The following is a 14694-nucleotide window of genomic DNA, read 5'->3' on the forward strand; positions in this document are numbered from 1 at the left end:
CCGGTGTCGGCTCTGGCTTAGACGCCGTAGTAGAGCTCGAACTCGAACGGGTGCGGGCGCTGGGCCAGCGGCTTGATTTCCATCTCACGCTTGTAGTCGATCCAGGTCTCGATCAGCTCGGGCGTGAAGACGTTGCCGGCGAGCAGGAAGTCATGGTCGTTCTCGAGCGCCGTGAGGGCTTCTCCGAGGGACGCCGGAACCTGCGGGATGTTCTTGGCCTCTTCGGGCGGGAGCTCGTAGAGGTCCTTGTCGACCGGCTCATGCGGTTCGATCCGGTTCTTGATCCCGTCGAGGCCGGCCATCAGCTGGGCGGCGAAGGCAAGGTACGGGTTGCCCGAGGCGTCCGGCGCGCGGAATTCGATGCGCTTGGCCTTCGGGTTGGTGCCCGTGATCGGGATCCGGATGGAGGCCGAACGGTTGCCGGCTGAGTAGACCAGGTTCACCGGGGCTTCGAAACCGGGAACCAGACGGTGGTACGAGTTGACGCTCGGGTTCGTGAACGCGAGCACGGCGGCAGCGTGCTTGAGCAGGCCTCCGATGTACCAGCGAGCGACGTCGGACAGCCCACCGTAGCCGGCCTCATCGTAGAAGAGAGGCTTGCCGTCGGCCCACAGCGACTGGTGCGTGTGCATGCCGGAACCGTTGTCTCCGAAGAGGGGCTTGGGCATGAAGGTGGCGGTCTTGCCCCACTCGGCCGACGTGTTCTTCACGATGTACTTGAACTTGAGAAGGTCGTCCGCAGCGTGGACCATGGTGTCGAAGCGGTAGTTGATCTCGCCCTGGCCGCCGGTGCCGACTTCGTGGTGGCTGCGCTCGAGGATGAGCCCGGCGTCGATCAGCTTGAGGCAGATGTCATCGCGCAGGTCGGCGTGCTGGTCAACCGGGCTGACCGGGAAGTAGCCGCCCTTGAACGGGGTCTTGTTGGCGAGGTTTCCGCCGACTTCTTCCTTGCCGGAGTTCCAGGCGCCTTCGCTGGAGTCGACGGAGTAGAAGCTGGAATGCTGGTTCACTTCATAGCGAACGTCATCGAAGATGTAGAACTCGGCCTCGGGGGCGAAGAAAGCCGTGTCGGCGATGCCGGTCGACGCGAGGTACTTCTCGGCCTTCTTGGCCACCTGACGCGGGTCCTTCGAGTAGATCTCACCGTTGCGCGGGTTGTAGATGTCGAAGAGCATGATGAGCGTGCGCTCGGTGCGAAACGCATCGATGTAGGCCGTGGTGACGTCCGGGATCAGCTGCATGTCTGACTCGTGGATCGACGCGAAACCGCGGATCGACGAACCGTCGAACATCTGCCCGACGGTGAAGAACTCTTCATCGACGGTCGACGCGGGGATGTTGAAGTGCTGCTGCACACCCGGCAGATCAGTGAAACGGATGTCAAGGAACTTGACGTCGGTGTCCTTGATGAATTTGAGTACCTCTGACGAATCGCGGAACATGCGGTTTTACTCCAAACGACGTGGGCGTTGATCGTGACAGTCGCGCACTGCGGCTCCATTGAGGCTACTGGCGTGCCATTACCCGGCAGTGACGCTTATGTTTCACACATGTTACAGCGAGGCCCGCTCGGTAGACTCATCGTGTGTCTGCCGCAGCCTCGAATTCAACCACCTTTGGACAGCTTCCGCCGAGCCGATGGCCGGGGGAGCGTCTCGGTCTACCGAATGAGGGTAGCCGCTCGGTGGGCCGGGTCGGGCGCAGAATCGGGGCGCTCGTGATCGATTGGGCCCTCGCCTACGGAGCCGGCGTCCTGTTCTTCAGTCCGGATGGTGTGGTCAACGGTTTCGCCGTGTCCGGACTCTTCGTCGCACTGCAGATCGTGTTCATCCCGACCATCGGCGGCAGCATCGGCCACCGGCTGTTCGGTCTCCGGGTCGTGCCGCTGCAGCGCGGATGGGTGGGCCTGTGGCGCCCGATCGTGCGTTCTGTACTACTGGGTCTTGCGATCCCTGCCCTGGTCTGGGACTCGGACCAGCGCGGTTTCCATGACAAGGTCGCCGGGACCGTTCTCATCCGCAGCTGACTCCCGCCCGAACGGGCGAGAGTCACGAACCGAGAGTTCCGAACCGAGAGTTACGAACCTGGCTAGTTTCCGCGCTGGGGACGGGCCTTCATCGGGTCGACTCCCTTGGGAATCGGCAGCTTCTTGGTCATGGAGTTCAACCGGTTGTTCACGGCGAGCACCTCGGCCTTGGTCAGCGTGGGCTTGATCCGCGTGAGACGGCGGGCCAGCTTGTGCAAGGGGACGGCGTCGGTGTCTGGACCGACACTGATGACCGTGATGGCGATGCTGCCACCCAGCCGGGTGACCATACGTCGTTCTTCCTCGAGCATGCGCGCCGTGCGGGTCCGCGGGCCCTCGCTGATAAGCACGACCCCGCCCCGGCCGACCGCGCGGTAAACGGCGTCCTGGGTCTTGCCGTTGACGGCTACGGGCATTTCACTGCCTACCCAGCCGCGCTTGAGCGAACTGCGCAGCACGGCGCCCACGGCTCCGGGCTGCCCTTCGATCTGGGAGTACGCGGCCTTCTCGGCACGCCGTCCCAGGATGATCAGCATGGCCAGGATGCCGGCGAGCACGCCCGAAATGGCCCACAACACGAGGTTGAGTATGTTGCCGGGGGACAGAATGAGGGCGAGTCCGACGGCGACCGTGACGGGCACCACGAACGCGAGAATCATGAACAACACGATTTTCGAGTCGTAGCGCCGCGTCATCTGGAACACCTGCCACATTTGCTTCAGGCGGCCGGGCTGTTTGGGGGGGCGGGGAGTCTTGTCCTTGCTGCGTGCCATGGTTCCAAGACTACCGAGTCACCCGCCTGGAGGGTGACCGATTTCGGGTCAGGAGACCGCCTGGGCGAACCCGAGGGAGGCATCCGCCAGGTGGCGCAGTTGCGGCGGAACCTCCCGGCCCGTCGCGAGCATGGACTGCGCCCAGAGGCGGCCCGCCCGGTAGGAGGATCGCACCAGGGGACCAGAGAGCACGCCGAGGAACCCGATGGCCTCCGCCTCCTCCTTGAGCTCGACGAACTCCTCGGGCTTCACCCATCGGGCAACAGGCAGATGACGTGCGCTGGGCCGCAGGTACTGGGTGATCGTAATGATGTCGGTGCCGGCATCGTGCAGGTCCTGCAGGGCCTGGCTGATTTCCGATCGCTCTTCGCCCATGCCGAGGATGAGGTTCGACTTCGTGATCAGGCCGGCCTTGCGACCCTGGGTGATGACGTCAAGCGACCGGTCATACCGGAACGCGGGGCGGATACGCTTGAAGATGCGTGGAACAGTCTCGACGTTGTGCGCGAACACCTCGGGGAGAGCGGAGAATACCTCTTCCAGATGGTCTGGATTGCCGGAGAAATCCGGAACCAGGATTTCAACACCCGTTCCCGGACTCTGACGGTGGATCTGGCGGATGGTTTCCGCATAGAGCCAGGACCCCTCATCAGGCAGGTCGTCGCGGGCCACGCCCGTCACGGTGGCGTACCGGAGGTTCATCTTCACGACGGATTCAGCAACGCGGCGAGGTTCATCCGTGTCGTACTCCGCCGGCTTACCGGTGTCGATCTGGCAGAAGTCGCAACGTCTCGTGCACTGTGATCCACCGATCAGGAACGTTGCCTCGCGATCCTCCCAGCATTCGAAGATGTTCGGGCAGCCGGCCTCCTGACACACGGTGTGCAGATTCTCACCCTTGACGAGGTCCTGGAGCTTGCGATATTCGGGCCCCATCCGCGCCACCGTTTTGATCCAGGCGGGCTTTCGCTCGATCGGGGTCTCCATATTGCGAATTTCAAGTCGGAGCATCTTGCGACCCTCGGGTGCCGCGCTCATGCCGTCACCGCCAGGCTGGACTGGAAGCGCGACGTGATGGGGGCGATGAGTTCGACGGGGCTCACGTCGCGGCCGATGACGGCCGAAACCGTTGTGACTCCGGCATCCGTGATTCCGCAGGCGATGATGTGCTCGTAGGGCTCGAGCGAGTTGTTGCAATTGAGGGCGAAGCCGTGCATGGTCACTCCTTCCGCAACGCGGATTCCGATAGCGGCGATTTTGTTCTCCTGTCCGACCGGGCCGACCCAGACGCCGGACCGGCCTGGAACCCGGCGGCCGACGACATCGACGTCGCTCAGCGCGTCGATCAGGATTCCCTCGAGGCGGCGCACATAGCCGACCACGTCGACCGGCTCCTGGAGGCGCAAAATCGGATAGCCGACGAGCTGGCCTGGCCCGTGCCAGGTGATCTTGCCACCGCGGTCCGCGTCGATGACAGGGGTGCCGTTGGTGGGTCTCTCGTCGGGAGAGGTTCGCTTCCCCGCGGTGTACACACTCGGATGTTCGAGGAAAATGACGGTGTCCGGCCTCTCTCCGGAGACGACGGAACGGTGGACTGCGCGTTGGAGCTCAAGGCCCTCAACATACGGCACGGAGTTGGCGCTTAGCCCCGCGACGACAAAGTCGAGCATGCAGCCATCCTAATCCCCGGCCCCTCCTCCCCACGGAGATCGTGGCCCGGGTGTCCCCGCACGGAACCCCGGGCCGGGCCGCAGACGATTCGGCCCGTCCAGTATTCCTGCATGAGAACTCGGCCACGACGTCCACGCAGCCCCACCAGACCTTCAGCGTCCGCCGATCCGACGGACACCCTGACGCTGATCGCCGGGTACCGGGTGCTGCGACGTCTCGCGTCCAGCGACCTCGCCGATCTCTACGTTGGCGTTGCCCCCGAGCGCATAGCCGCCACGGGCACCGGCGAGGCCGCGCCGGAGCCGACGGACCGCTGTGCTCCCGTGGTCCTGAAGGTGTTCCGACCCGTTTCTGACCAGTCAGGGGTCGAACGCGAAATTCTGGCGTTGACGAGGTTGAGCACCGGTCGGCTTCCCGCCCTGCAAGACCTGGGAACCCTTCCCGACGGCCGCACCGCTCTGGTGCTCGAACATGTCACGGGCGGGACACTCAGCCGGCACCTGCGGGACCATCCCTGGATCCAGCCGGGTGAAGCGGTCACGATCCTGGCGCCGATCGCTGCGGCCCTGTCCGAACTGCATGCGAACGGCCTCGTGCATAGCGGCCCGAACCCGTCGACGATTCTCTTCGACGCCAGCGGCCGTCCGGTGCTGATCGGACTCCGTGCGCTTCAGGACCTGCCCGGCCCGGGTTCGCTACGCGCGGAGGTTCTCGACTCGGTGCAGGGGCACGTTGGGCAGCTGGTGCGCGCCGTCCTCGATCAGGTGCATCCCGATACCTCGTCCGGACCGGCACGACGTGCGGTGGAACGATGGTGCGGGCCGCACGGCCGAGGCGAACCGGCCGGTACCGTCGACGAACTCGAACATCTCCTCTTCGCATGGGCTGATGCAGGACCGGTGCGGCTGGACCGCGCCCGCGGCCCGGCCGACGGCAAACGGAGTGAGGTGTCCGGTGAGCTGCTGCGGCGGTCGCTCCCGGACCCGGTCACGAACAGTGCTCCTGCGGCGACGGTGCACGGCCATGCGGAGGAGTCCGGTTGGGAACGGATGGTCGGCGCGTCCTCCGCCTGCGCTCGCGCCGTCGTCGGCCGGGTTGGAGCGTTGAAGCCTCCCGCGGCCCTGGGCGGATTCATCGGCGCCGTCCGCTCCGCCCGTCGCGGCCCGCTCGTGCTCGCAGCCGCAACGGTAGTGGTTTCGACCGGGCTGTTGCTCACCGCCCTCGACGCTCCCGGCACCATGAGCGCACCGGAGGCAACGCCGCCGACGACGATAGCCTCGTCCGCGGACGCCGACCCAGCGGATACGTCCGACGAGGTGATCACAGGCGACGACCCCGTTCTCGCTGTTTCGGTCCTGCTGCGCCTTCGGTGGGGTTGTCTCCAGGACGTCTCAGTAATTTGCCTCGATGGCGTTCATCAGGCTCAATCGGCTGCCCTGGCCGCAGACACGCATGCCCTGCGCATGGTGCAGCAGGGCGGCGGGGCACCCGTGCTGGAACCGCTGGAGACGTGGTCCGCTGCACTTGTGGAACGTACCGGGGATGCCGCGCTGGTCTCGCTCCACGCACCAGACCCGGAACGACAGCCGGCCTCGGTCCTTGTGGTCAAGGGCGAGGCCGGCTGGCGGATCAGAGAGGTTTTCGACTACTAGTCAGGGTGTCCGGTTCAGTTCTTCCTGCTGCCGAATCGGGCGCCCTGCGACTAGATGCCGAGGTTGGCTTCGAAAGCGCCGGCCTCGAGACGCTGCTTCATGGTGACGAGGAAGCGTGACGCATCCGCGCCGTCGATGATGCGGTGGTCATAGGACAGTGCCAGGAACACGGTCGAGCGGATTGCGATCGCGTCGAGGCCGCCCTGCGTCACGACGATGGGCTTCTTGTAGACGACCCCGGTGCCGAGGATGGCGCTCTGCGGCAGGAACACGACGGGCGTGTCGAACAGGGCACCGCGCGAACCGGTGTTGGTCAGCGTGAACGTGCCACCAGACAGTTCGTCGGGCTTCAGCTTGTTGTCGCGAGTGCGCTGAGCGAGATCGGCGATCTGCGCCGCGAAACCGGCCAGATCGAGGTCTCCCGCGTTGCGCACGACCGGGGTCAGCAGTCCGCGCTCGGTGTCGACCGCGATGCTGATGTTCTCCTGGCTCGGGTACACGATCGTGTCGCCGTCGATGGTGGCGTTGATGATCGGGTTCGCCTGGAGTGCCTCGGCGGCGGCCAGAGCGAAGAACGGCAGGAAGGACAACTTGTTGCCGGTCTTGGCGTGGAAGTCGGCCTTCACGGCGTCGCGCAGGATCGCGATCCGGGTGACGTCAACCTCGACAACGGTCGTCAGCTGGGCCGATGACTGCATCGAGATGACGGCGCGCTCAGCGACAACCTTGCGGAGGCGGGACATGGGCTGCGTGGTCCCGCGCAGGGCGGAAACCTCGACGGTTGGCGCGGCTTCCGCTGCGGTGCCGGCCGGAGCTGCGGCCTGGGCGAGCGCGATGTCTTCCTTGCGGATGCGGCCACCCACGCCGGTACCGACAACTCGGGACAGGTCGACTCCGGCCTCATTCGCGAGCTTGCGCACGATCGGCGTGACATAGCCGGAGGTTCCGGCGTGTGACCCGCGGGACGCGGTCTCCGCAACGGGCTCCGGAGTGGCGGGCGCCGCAGGGGCAGTGGCAACGGGAGCCTGGACCACGGGCGTCGGCGCGAACACCGGTGCCGGCGCGGTCACCGGAGCGGCGACGGGTGCAGGTGCCGCAACCGGCGCTGCGACGGGTGCCGGCGCTGCGACGGGTGCCGGAGCCTCGACGGGTGCCGGAGCCTCGACGGGTGCCGGCGCCTCGACGGGTGCCGGCGCCTCGACGGGTGCGGCCGGGGCGGCAGAACCGTCACCGATGGTGACCAGGGGGGTGCCGACCTCGACGGTTTCGTCCTCCTGAACCAGGATCGCTTCAATCACGCCGGCGATGGGGGACGGGATTTCCGTGTCCACCTTGTCGGTCGAAACTTCCAGCAGCGGCTCGTCGACTTCGACGCGGTCTCCCACGTTCTTCAGCCAGCGGGTGACCGTACCCTCTGTGACACTCTCACCGAGTGCCGGGAGGTTAACGGATTCGCTCATGCGATTGTCTCCTTCAAAGCCATTTGTCTGTATGTGGTGTTCTGAATGTCGTGATGCCGAAACTCGGCGGTTAGGCGTGCAAAGGCTTGCCGGCCAAGGCCAGGAAGGCCTCGCCGAGCGCCTCGTTCTGGGTGGGATGCGCGTGCAGGAACGGGGCGATGTCCTCGGGGTACGCCTCCCAGTTCACGACCAGCTGTCCCTCGCCGATGAGTTCGCCGACACGGGCGCCGATCATGTGGACGCCGAGGATGGGGCCGTCCTTGACCCGAACGAGCTTGATCGAACCGCTCGTGCCGAGGATGGAGCTCTTGCCGTTCCCACCGAGGTTGTATTCGAAGGTCGAGATCTGGTCGGCGCCGAACTTTTCGGCGGCCTTGGCCTCCGAGTAGCCCACGGACGCGATCTCGGGGTCGCAATAGGTCACCTTCGGGATGTTGAGATCATCGACGACGATCGGGTTCAGGCCCGCGATCTCCTCGGCGACGAAGATGCCCTGCTGGAACCCACGGTGCGCGAGCTGCAGGCCGGGGACGATGTCACCCACGGCGTAGACGCCGGGGATGTTCGTCGCGAGGCGCTCGTCGGTCAGGACGAAGCCACGGTCCATGGTGACGCCGACCTCTTCGAAGCCGAGCCCTGCCGTTGACGGGCCACGGCCGACGGCGACGAGCAGGATCTCGGCCTCGATGACAGTGCCGTTCTCCAGCGTGATGACGACGCCGTTCTCGTGCTGGGTCACGCTCTGGAATCGGACTCCGAGCGAGTACTCGATGCCGCGCTTGCGGAACGCGCGCTCGAGCTGCTTGGAGATGGATTCTTCCTCGTTCGGGACCAGGTGGGGGAGTGCCTCGATGATGGTCACGTCAGCGCCGAAGGACTTCCACACGCTCGCAAACTCGGCACCGATGACGCCGCCGCCGAGCACTGCAACCTTCTGGGGAACGAACTCGAGTTCGAGGGCGTGTTCGCTGGTCATGACGCGGCCCCCGATGGCGAGCCCCGGCAGCGAGCGGGAGTATGAACCGGTCGCGAGCACGACGTTCTTGCCCACGATGGTGTCTTCGCCGACCTGAACCGTGTTGGGTGCGACCAGGCGACCTTCGCCTTCGATGACGGTGATGCCGCGCGACTTGATCAGGCCCTGCAGCCCCTTGTACTTCGACGCGACAATGCTCTTGCGGAACGCGTTGACTGCCGGCATGTCGATGCCGTCGAACTGCGTCTTGACGCCGTACTTAGCCGCTTCACGACTGACGTCGGCAACTTCGGCGGAGTGCAGGAGCGCCTTGGTCGGGATGCAGCCGAGGTGCAAACAGGTGCCACCGAGCTTTCCCTTTTCGATCAGGCCAACGGTGAGGCCGAGCTGAACGGCACGCAACGCGGCTGCGTAGCCGCCGCTTCCGCCGCCGAGAACGACAAGGTCAAAATTCTGTTCCGACACCCAGATACTCCCTTATGCATCATCACCACCTGGACCGCCCAGTGCGAGAAGACGCCTCCGGGCAGGCAAAGAGTGGGCGAGATTTGTCGCCCACTCGACTGTACTACGGGCGCGAAAAGTCCTCCGCCAGTCGCAACAGTGTCCGAACCGAGATTCCGGTCGGACCTGCATTCGTGAAGCCCCAGGCGCTGCCCGTGTTGTGCGCAGGACCAGCGATGTCCAGGTGCGCCCACGGGATCGTCTCGGCGGCGTCACCGTCGCCGCGCGTGCCGATGAACTCTTGAAGGAAAACGCCGGCGAGGAGCATGCCGCCGTGGGCGCTGCCGATTTTGGCGTTAGCGATGTCGGCCACGTCCGAGTTGAGCAGGGGGCGGAGTTCCTCGGGCAGCGGCATCGGCCATACCAGCTCACCGACCGACTTGCTGGCAGTGAGTACCCGGGCGACCAGGGCGTCCTCACCCATGGCGGCGTAGTACCGGGTGCCAAGGGCTACCAGAGCGGCGCCGGTCAGGGTGGCGACGTCGACGATCGCGTCCGGGTTCTCTTCGCCGGCGGCGACAAGCCCGTCGGCCAGGACCAGACGTCCCTCGGCATCCGTGTTCAACACCTCGACCGTTCGCCCCCCGCGGATCCGTAACACGTCGTTGGGCCGGATGGCCGAGCCGGAGGGCATGTTCTCCGCGATGCAGAGCCAGGCGGTGATCCGCACGTTCAGCTTCAAACGGGCGGCCGCCAGGGTCACGGCCAGGACGGTGGCCGCCCCGGTCATGTCGTACTTCATCCCGACCATGGATGCCGGCGGCTTGAGAGAGAGTCCGCCGGTGTCGAAGGTGATGCCTTTGCCCACCAGAGCGAGGTGCTGCGTCGCTCCCTCGGGTGAGTAGCTGACCTTGACCAGGCGAGGAGGCCTCGTCGATCCCTGTCCGACGCCCGCGATGCCGCCGAAGCCGTCGGCGGCGAGCTGCACTTCGTCCCAGACCCTCACATCGACGGGGAGGCCGACCGCGGCGTCGACGGCCTGGCGGGCCAGAGAGTCGGGGTACAGGTCGGACGGGGGCATGTTGACCAGGTCCTTGACCAGGTTGACCGCGTCTGCGATCACGGTGACGCGCTCGGCGGCCCCGGACGGCTCATCGGCTGCGTGAACAGTGATCTCCTGAGCCGGCAACTTTGTCGCGGCAAGTGAGCTCTGACGGTAGGCGGTGTAGGAGTAAGCGCCGAGTGCCGCACCCTCCAGCACTGCCTCAACTTCAGCATCCGAGGTTGTGGGGAAAGCGAAGGCGACCGAGGTGACCCCGGTGAGCTGGCGGACGGCGGACCCGGCAGCGTGGCGCAGGGTGTCGATGGTGGCTTCCTTGCCGATTCCGACGACGGCGATGCTCCGAGCGGCGCCGATGGAGGCGGTGAGGCGCACGACCTGGTCGCGTCCGCCGGTGATCCCCAGCGGAGCGAGCTGGCCCGCGAGGACAGCGAAGGCCGGGTCGGCGAACAGCGTGGCGGAATCACCGGACTGGAGAGCGCCGACGATGAGAACGTCCACCTCCGATTCCAGGGCGGGTCCAGCGGATATGGTCAGGCGAGGTGCAGTCATCCCCTGATCGTACGCGCCGGGCCTGTTCGCTCTGGGCATCACGGTGTGGGCGCCGATTCCCGCACACGGCCAAAATTGGCGCTTACAGTTAATGACATGCGCGATCCCGGTGACATCTACGAGCTGAGCACGGACGCCTCGAACGTCCCGGAAGGGCTCCACCTTGTCGCGGGTTTGACCGGGTTCGCGGATGCGGGCGGTGCGGTTTCTCAGTTCACCGAGTATCTCCTCGCCACCCTCGAGCACACCGTCGTCGCGTCCTTCGACGCTGACGTGCTTCTGGACTTTCGGGCTCGACGTCCGATCATCTACTTCGACCAGGATCATCTCACCGACTATCAGCCTCCGGCATTGCGACTGTATTTGGCCAGAGACGAGATCGGGCAGCCTTTCCTGCTGCTCGCCGGGTTCGAGCCGGACTTCCGCTGGGAGCAGTTCACCGCGGCGGTTCAGCAGATCGAGCGGCACTTCAGAGTGGCCTCGACCACCTGGGTGCATGCGATTCCGATGCCGGTTCCGCACACGCGCCCCATCGGCGTGACCGTCAGCGGTAATCGAACCGATCTGATTGAGAACATGTCCGTGTGGCGTCCCCACACGCAGGTGCCCGCGAACGCTCTTCACCTGCTTGAATTCAGGCTTCAGGAGAGCGGTGCCTCTGTCGCGGGGTTCGTGCTCCTGGTCCCTCATTATCTGGCGGACACCGAGTTTCCCCTGGCTGCCCTGGCTGCACTGGACAGCACGAGCGCCTCCACGGGACTGATCTTCCCCACCGACCATGTGCGAGAGCAGAATCGGGACTTCGTTGCCCGCATCGACGAACAGGTTCGCGACAATCCTGAGCTGGCCAAGCTGGTCACCACACTGGAGGAGCGTTACGACACCTACATGGAGGGCAGCACGCTGCACTCACCGCTGACGGATGAAGACGGCGAGTTGCCCAGTGCCGATGAGATCGCCGCCGAGCTGGAAAATTTTCTGGCCACCCGGCGGAGCAGGGACGACGGTTCGCCGGCCTGATCAAACCCAGGGTTTGACGCCTGCATAGCGGCGTCGTGAATCCGGCTCCAGTGACACGCGAGTAAGTTGGGGGCAATGAACTCGCGCCGGTCCTGGTTGATCTTCTACGTCGGGTCGTTCGCGTACCTCTCTGCTGTCCTGCAGCGCTCATCCCTCGGTATCGCCGGCGTCGCGGCGACCGAACGGTTCGGCGGTTCCGCCGCGCTGCTGTCCAGCCTCGCGGTGGTCCAGCTCGCGGTCTACGCTGCCGCCCAGATTCCGGTGGGCGTTCTGATCGATCGATACGGCGCGCGCGTGCTGATCATCACGGGCACGTCGCTCATGGTCCTCGGGCAAATCACGTTGGCCTTCGCCCCGGATATTTCCGTCGCCGTGATCGGGCGCATCCTCGTCGGGGCCGGGGACGCGGCGCTGTTCATCTCGATGATTCGGCTGATCTCATCCTGGTTCACCGGTCGGATCGTCCCGCAGCTTTCGCAGTGGCTCGGAAACATCGGTCAGCTCGGTCAAGTCCTGTCGGCCGTGCCGCTGGCCTGGGTGTTGCACACCTGGGGCTGGACGACGACGTTCCTCTCCGCCGCTTCCGTCGCGGTCGTGGCTCTCGTCGTTGTGATCGTGGTCGTGCGTGATCAGCCGGACCGGGCGTCCATCGAGAACCGGCCCAACAGTTGGCGTTCCGCGCTGGTGCAGCTCAAGCACAGTTTCAAGCGCCCGGGCACCCAGCTCGGCTTCTGGTCGCACTACGTCACCCAGTCCTCGGGAACGGTTTTCACTTTGCTCTGGGGTTTCCCCTTCATGGTCTACGGGCTCGGTTACGATCCCTCGCTGGCCGCCGCGATGCTCATGGTCCTGGTGGGCGCAGGGATGATATGTGGGCCGATTCTGGGCATTCTGACAGCCCGCTTCCCGCTGCGCCGCAGCAACATCGTGCTCGGTGTGGTCACCATGATGGGTACCGCTTGGGCTGCCGTCCTGCTGTGGCCGGGGGAACCGCCGTTCTGGCTCATGGTTCTTCTGTTGATCGCTCTCGGCGTGGGCGGTCCTGGATCGCTCATCGGCTTCGACTTCGCGCGCACTTTCAATCCCCAACGCAACCACGGGTCGGCGAACGGTGTCGTGAACGTGGGCGGCTTCACCGCCAGCTTCGTGATGGTCTATCTCATCGGGCTCCTGCTCGATCTGCAGGAATCGTGGCGGGTTGCCGGGGGAGCGGAGTCCGACCTCTACTCACTGAGCTCCTTCCGGGTCGCCTTCTCCGTGCAGTTCCTCGTGGTGGGAATCGGGGTGGTATTCCTTCTGCGTGCCAGAACCCGCACTCGCACCAAGCTTTCCCGCGACGAGGGACTCGAGGTCGCTCCGCTCTGGGTCGCCGTGGCGCGCGCATGGCGTCGGCGGCAACGACCGGAATAGTCCTCCGCCTGGCTTGTCTCATACACAAAGCATGCAATAATTGTCAATAGGGCCCGTTCTGGACCTGGGAGCACCGGCCGTGATGCCGGTGCGAGTATCCCAGGACTTGACATGGGTCCTAGTACTGCCCAAAATCCACACTGCTCAGGCTCACCTCCCGCCAGACCCACTCGGTCGGGACCGGTCTGGCAGCGCCGCCGGCGTCCACGCCCCGGCATGAGAGGTGTTCGAATGGCAACCCGTACAAAAATCGAGCAGACCGAAGAGCCCACCGTGAGCACAAAAGACGCTCCGGAGGCCGTTGCGGCGCCGCCCAAGGCGGCCGCCGCCAAGAAGCCGACGAAGGCCGCTCTGGCCAAGGCTGCTGCGGCAGCCGCCGCAGCGGCGAACGGCGAAGAGAAGCCCGCGCCGCGCAAGCGCGCCGCCAGCACGAAGGCCAAGGCCAAGCCGGCGTCGGACGACCATGATGAGTCTGCTCACGGCGACGACACGGATGCCGACGACGACTCTGATGAGGCCAAGAAGAAGAGAGCGGCTTCAGCCGAGGCTCTTCCGAGCGGTGCCCTGGTTCTCTCCCTGGTCGACGACGACGACGAGGTGCCGGTCTACTCCAGTGCGATCACCGGCGCGACGGCGGACCCCGTCAAGGACTACCTGAAGCAGATCGGCAAGGTTGCCCTGCTGAACGCCGCCGAAGAGGTTGAGCTGGCGATGCGAATCGAAGCCGGACTCTTCGCTGAAGACAAGATGTCGCAGATGACCGACGCCGAGAAGAAGAGCGCCCTCGGCCGGGAGCTCATGTGGGTTGCCAAAGACGGCGCCCGCGCCAAGAGCCACCTGCTCGGCGCGAACCTCCGCCTGGTCGTCTCGCTTGCCAAGCGTTACACGGGCCGCGGAATGCAGTTCCTCGACCTGATCCAGGAAGGCAACCTGGGCCTCATCCGTGCCGTCGAGAAGTTCGACTACACCAAGGGCTTCAAGTTCTCCACCTACGCCACCTGGTGGATCCGTCAGGCGATCACCCGTGCCATGGCCGACCAAGCTCGCACGATTCGTATCCCGGTGCATATGGTCGAAGTCATCAACAAACTCGCCCGGGTGCAGCGCCAGATGCTTCAGGACCTCGGCCGGGAGCCCACGCCCGAAGAGTTGAGTCGCGAACTCGATATGACACCGGAGAAGGTCGTCGAGGTCCAGAAGTACGGCCGCGAGCCCATCTCCCTGCACACTCCGCTCGGCGAGGACGGCGACAGCGAGTTCGGCGACCTGATCGAGGACACGGAGGCCGTCGTCCCCGCGGATGCCGTCGGATTCACCATGTTGCAGAAGCAGTTGGAGAGCCTGCTCGACTCCCTCTCTGAGCGCGAAGCCGGCGTCATCCGCATGCGCTTCGGCCTCGGTGACGGCATGCCGAAGACCCTCGACCAGATCGGCGACACGTTCGGGGTGACGCGTGAGCGCATCCGTCAGATCGAGTCCAAGACCATGGCCAAACTGCGTCATCCCTCCCGGTCGCAGTCCCTACGCGACTACCTCGAATAGAGAGCGGTTTGCGCTACGCGCCGGCGATTCTCCTGGGACGAGTCGTACGGAAACTGGCCCGATGGAGGAAGCCTGGGGGCGGTTCCGCCGTCCCGGGACTCGTCGTCA

General features: G+C 65.3%; 12 protein-coding genes. 5 read left to right on the forward strand and 7 right to left on the reverse strand.

From position 1 onward, the window contains the following. Window positions 1-17 precede the first annotated feature (17 nt). On the reverse strand, window positions 18-1442 hold the full coding sequence (gene glnA, locus AC0J5J_RS02615) for a type I glutamate--ammonia ligase (RefSeq protein WP_134363786.1): 1425 nt from the start codon (window positions 1440-1442) through the stop codon (window positions 18-20). Between the two features lie 143 nt (window positions 1443-1585). Here glnA and AC0J5J_RS02620 point away from each other — a divergent pair, with 143 nt between their 5' ends. Further along, window positions 1586-2026, forward strand: a complete 441-nt coding sequence (locus tag AC0J5J_RS02620) for an RDD family protein (protein ID WP_134423342.1) — start codon at window positions 1586-1588, stop codon at window positions 2024-2026. A gap of 62 nt (window positions 2027-2088) precedes the next feature. On the opposite strand, the gene AC0J5J_RS02625 is transcribed toward AC0J5J_RS02620, so the two are convergent. Genes AC0J5J_RS02625 through lipB form a run of 3 tightly spaced genes read right to left on the reverse strand, consistent with a single transcriptional unit; the run spans window position 2089 to window position 4469 of the window. Beyond that, window positions 2089-2799 (reverse strand): DUF4191 domain-containing protein, encoded by a 711-nt coding sequence (locus tag AC0J5J_RS02625; protein ID WP_134423344.1) that lies wholly within the window; start codon window positions 2797-2799, stop codon window positions 2089-2091. 48 nt (window positions 2800-2847) lie between these two features. After that, window positions 2848-3837 carry a lipoyl synthase gene (gene lipA, locus AC0J5J_RS02630; protein ID WP_134423346.1) on the reverse strand — a complete coding sequence of 330 codons (990 nt, stop codon included), beginning with the start codon at window positions 3835-3837 and terminating at the stop codon, window positions 2848-2850. After that, complete coding sequence (gene lipB, locus AC0J5J_RS02635; RefSeq protein WP_134423348.1) at window positions 3834-4469, reverse strand: lipoyl(octanoyl) transferase LipB; 636 nt, start codon at window positions 4467-4469, stop codon at window positions 3834-3836. The genes lipA and lipB overlap by 4 nt, the downstream gene beginning before the upstream one ends. Before the next feature lie 111 nt (window positions 4470-4580). Between lipB and AC0J5J_RS02640 the strand changes: the two genes are divergently transcribed. Continuing rightward, the gene (locus tag AC0J5J_RS02640; protein ID WP_474899380.1) at window positions 4581-6122 is read left to right on the forward strand and encodes a hypothetical protein; all 1542 of its coding nucleotides are present in this window, start codon (window positions 4581-4583) and stop codon (window positions 6120-6122) included. A gap of 50 nt (window positions 6123-6172) precedes the next feature. On the opposite strand, the gene AC0J5J_RS02645 is transcribed toward AC0J5J_RS02640, so the two are convergent. From AC0J5J_RS02645 to AC0J5J_RS02655, 3 genes are all read right to left on the reverse strand, one after another. After that, window positions 6173-7582 (reverse strand): 2-oxo acid dehydrogenase subunit E2, encoded by a 1410-nt coding sequence (locus AC0J5J_RS02645; RefSeq protein ID WP_134423352.1) that lies wholly within the window; start codon window positions 7580-7582, stop codon window positions 6173-6175. 70 nt (window positions 7583-7652) lie between these two features. Next, window positions 7653-9023: a dihydrolipoyl dehydrogenase gene (gene lpdA / locus AC0J5J_RS02650; protein WP_134423354.1), complete on the reverse strand. Its 1371-nt coding sequence runs from the start codon at window positions 9021-9023 to the stop codon at window positions 7653-7655. Between the two features lie 103 nt (window positions 9024-9126). Further along, window positions 9127-10614, reverse strand: coding sequence for a leucyl aminopeptidase (locus AC0J5J_RS02655; RefSeq protein ID WP_134423356.1), 1488 nt, complete (start codon window positions 10612-10614; stop codon window positions 9127-9129). A 96-nt stretch (window positions 10615-10710) separates the two neighbouring features. On the opposite strand from AC0J5J_RS02655, the gene AC0J5J_RS02660 reads away from it, so the two are divergent. From AC0J5J_RS02660 to AC0J5J_RS02670, 3 genes are all read left to right on the forward strand, one after another. Beyond that, on the forward strand, window positions 10711-11634 hold the full coding sequence (locus AC0J5J_RS02660) for a proteasome assembly chaperone family protein (protein ID WP_474900181.1): 924 nt from the start codon (window positions 10711-10713) through the stop codon (window positions 11632-11634). Between the two features lie 75 nt (window positions 11635-11709). After that, window positions 11710-13044 (forward strand): MFS transporter, encoded by a 1335-nt coding sequence (locus tag AC0J5J_RS02665; RefSeq protein ID WP_134423358.1) that lies wholly within the window; start codon window positions 11710-11712, stop codon window positions 13042-13044. A 231-nt stretch (window positions 13045-13275) separates the two neighbouring features. Continuing rightward, entirely contained in the window at window positions 13276-14586 is a 1311-nt protein-coding gene (locus AC0J5J_RS02670) for an RNA polymerase sigma factor (protein ID WP_134423360.1), read from the forward strand. Window positions 14587-14694: the final 108 nt, after the last annotated feature.

This window comes from Cryobacterium sp. TS_SC_7 (genome assembly GCF_056156285.1).

Excerpts from the sequence above, each read along its gene's own strand:
- glnA (WP_134363786.1), bottom strand. The coding sequence starts at position 1,442 with ATGTTCCGCGATTCGTCAGAGGTACTCAAATTCATCAAGGACACCGAC.
- AC0J5J_RS02625 (WP_134423344.1), bottom strand. The coding sequence starts at position 2,799 with ATGGCACGCAGCAAGGACAAGACTCCCCGCCCCCCCAAACAGCCCGGC.
- lipA (WP_134423346.1), bottom strand. The coding sequence starts at position 3,837 with ATGAGCGCGGCACCCGAGGGTCGCAAGATGCTCCGACTTGAAATTCGC.
- lipB (WP_134423348.1), bottom strand. The coding sequence starts at position 4,469 with ATGCTCGACTTTGTCGTCGCGGGGCTAAGCGCCAACTCCGTGCCGTAT.
- AC0J5J_RS02640 (WP_474899380.1), top strand. The coding sequence starts at position 4,581 with ATGAGAACTCGGCCACGACGTCCACGCAGCCCCACCAGACCTTCAGCG.
- AC0J5J_RS02645 (WP_134423352.1), bottom strand. The coding sequence starts at position 7,582 with ATGAGCGAATCCGTTAACCTCCCGGCACTCGGTGAGAGTGTCACAGAG.
- AC0J5J_RS02655 (WP_134423356.1), bottom strand. The coding sequence starts at position 10,614 with ATGACTGCACCTCGCCTGACCATATCCGCTGGACCCGCCCTGGAATCG.
- AC0J5J_RS02660 (WP_474900181.1), top strand. The coding sequence starts at position 10,711 with ATGCGCGATCCCGGTGACATCTACGAGCTGAGCACGGACGCCTCGAAC.
- AC0J5J_RS02665 (WP_134423358.1), top strand. The coding sequence starts at position 11,710 with ATGAACTCGCGCCGGTCCTGGTTGATCTTCTACGTCGGGTCGTTCGCG.
- AC0J5J_RS02670 (WP_134423360.1), top strand. The coding sequence starts at position 13,276 with ATGGCAACCCGTACAAAAATCGAGCAGACCGAAGAGCCCACCGTGAGC.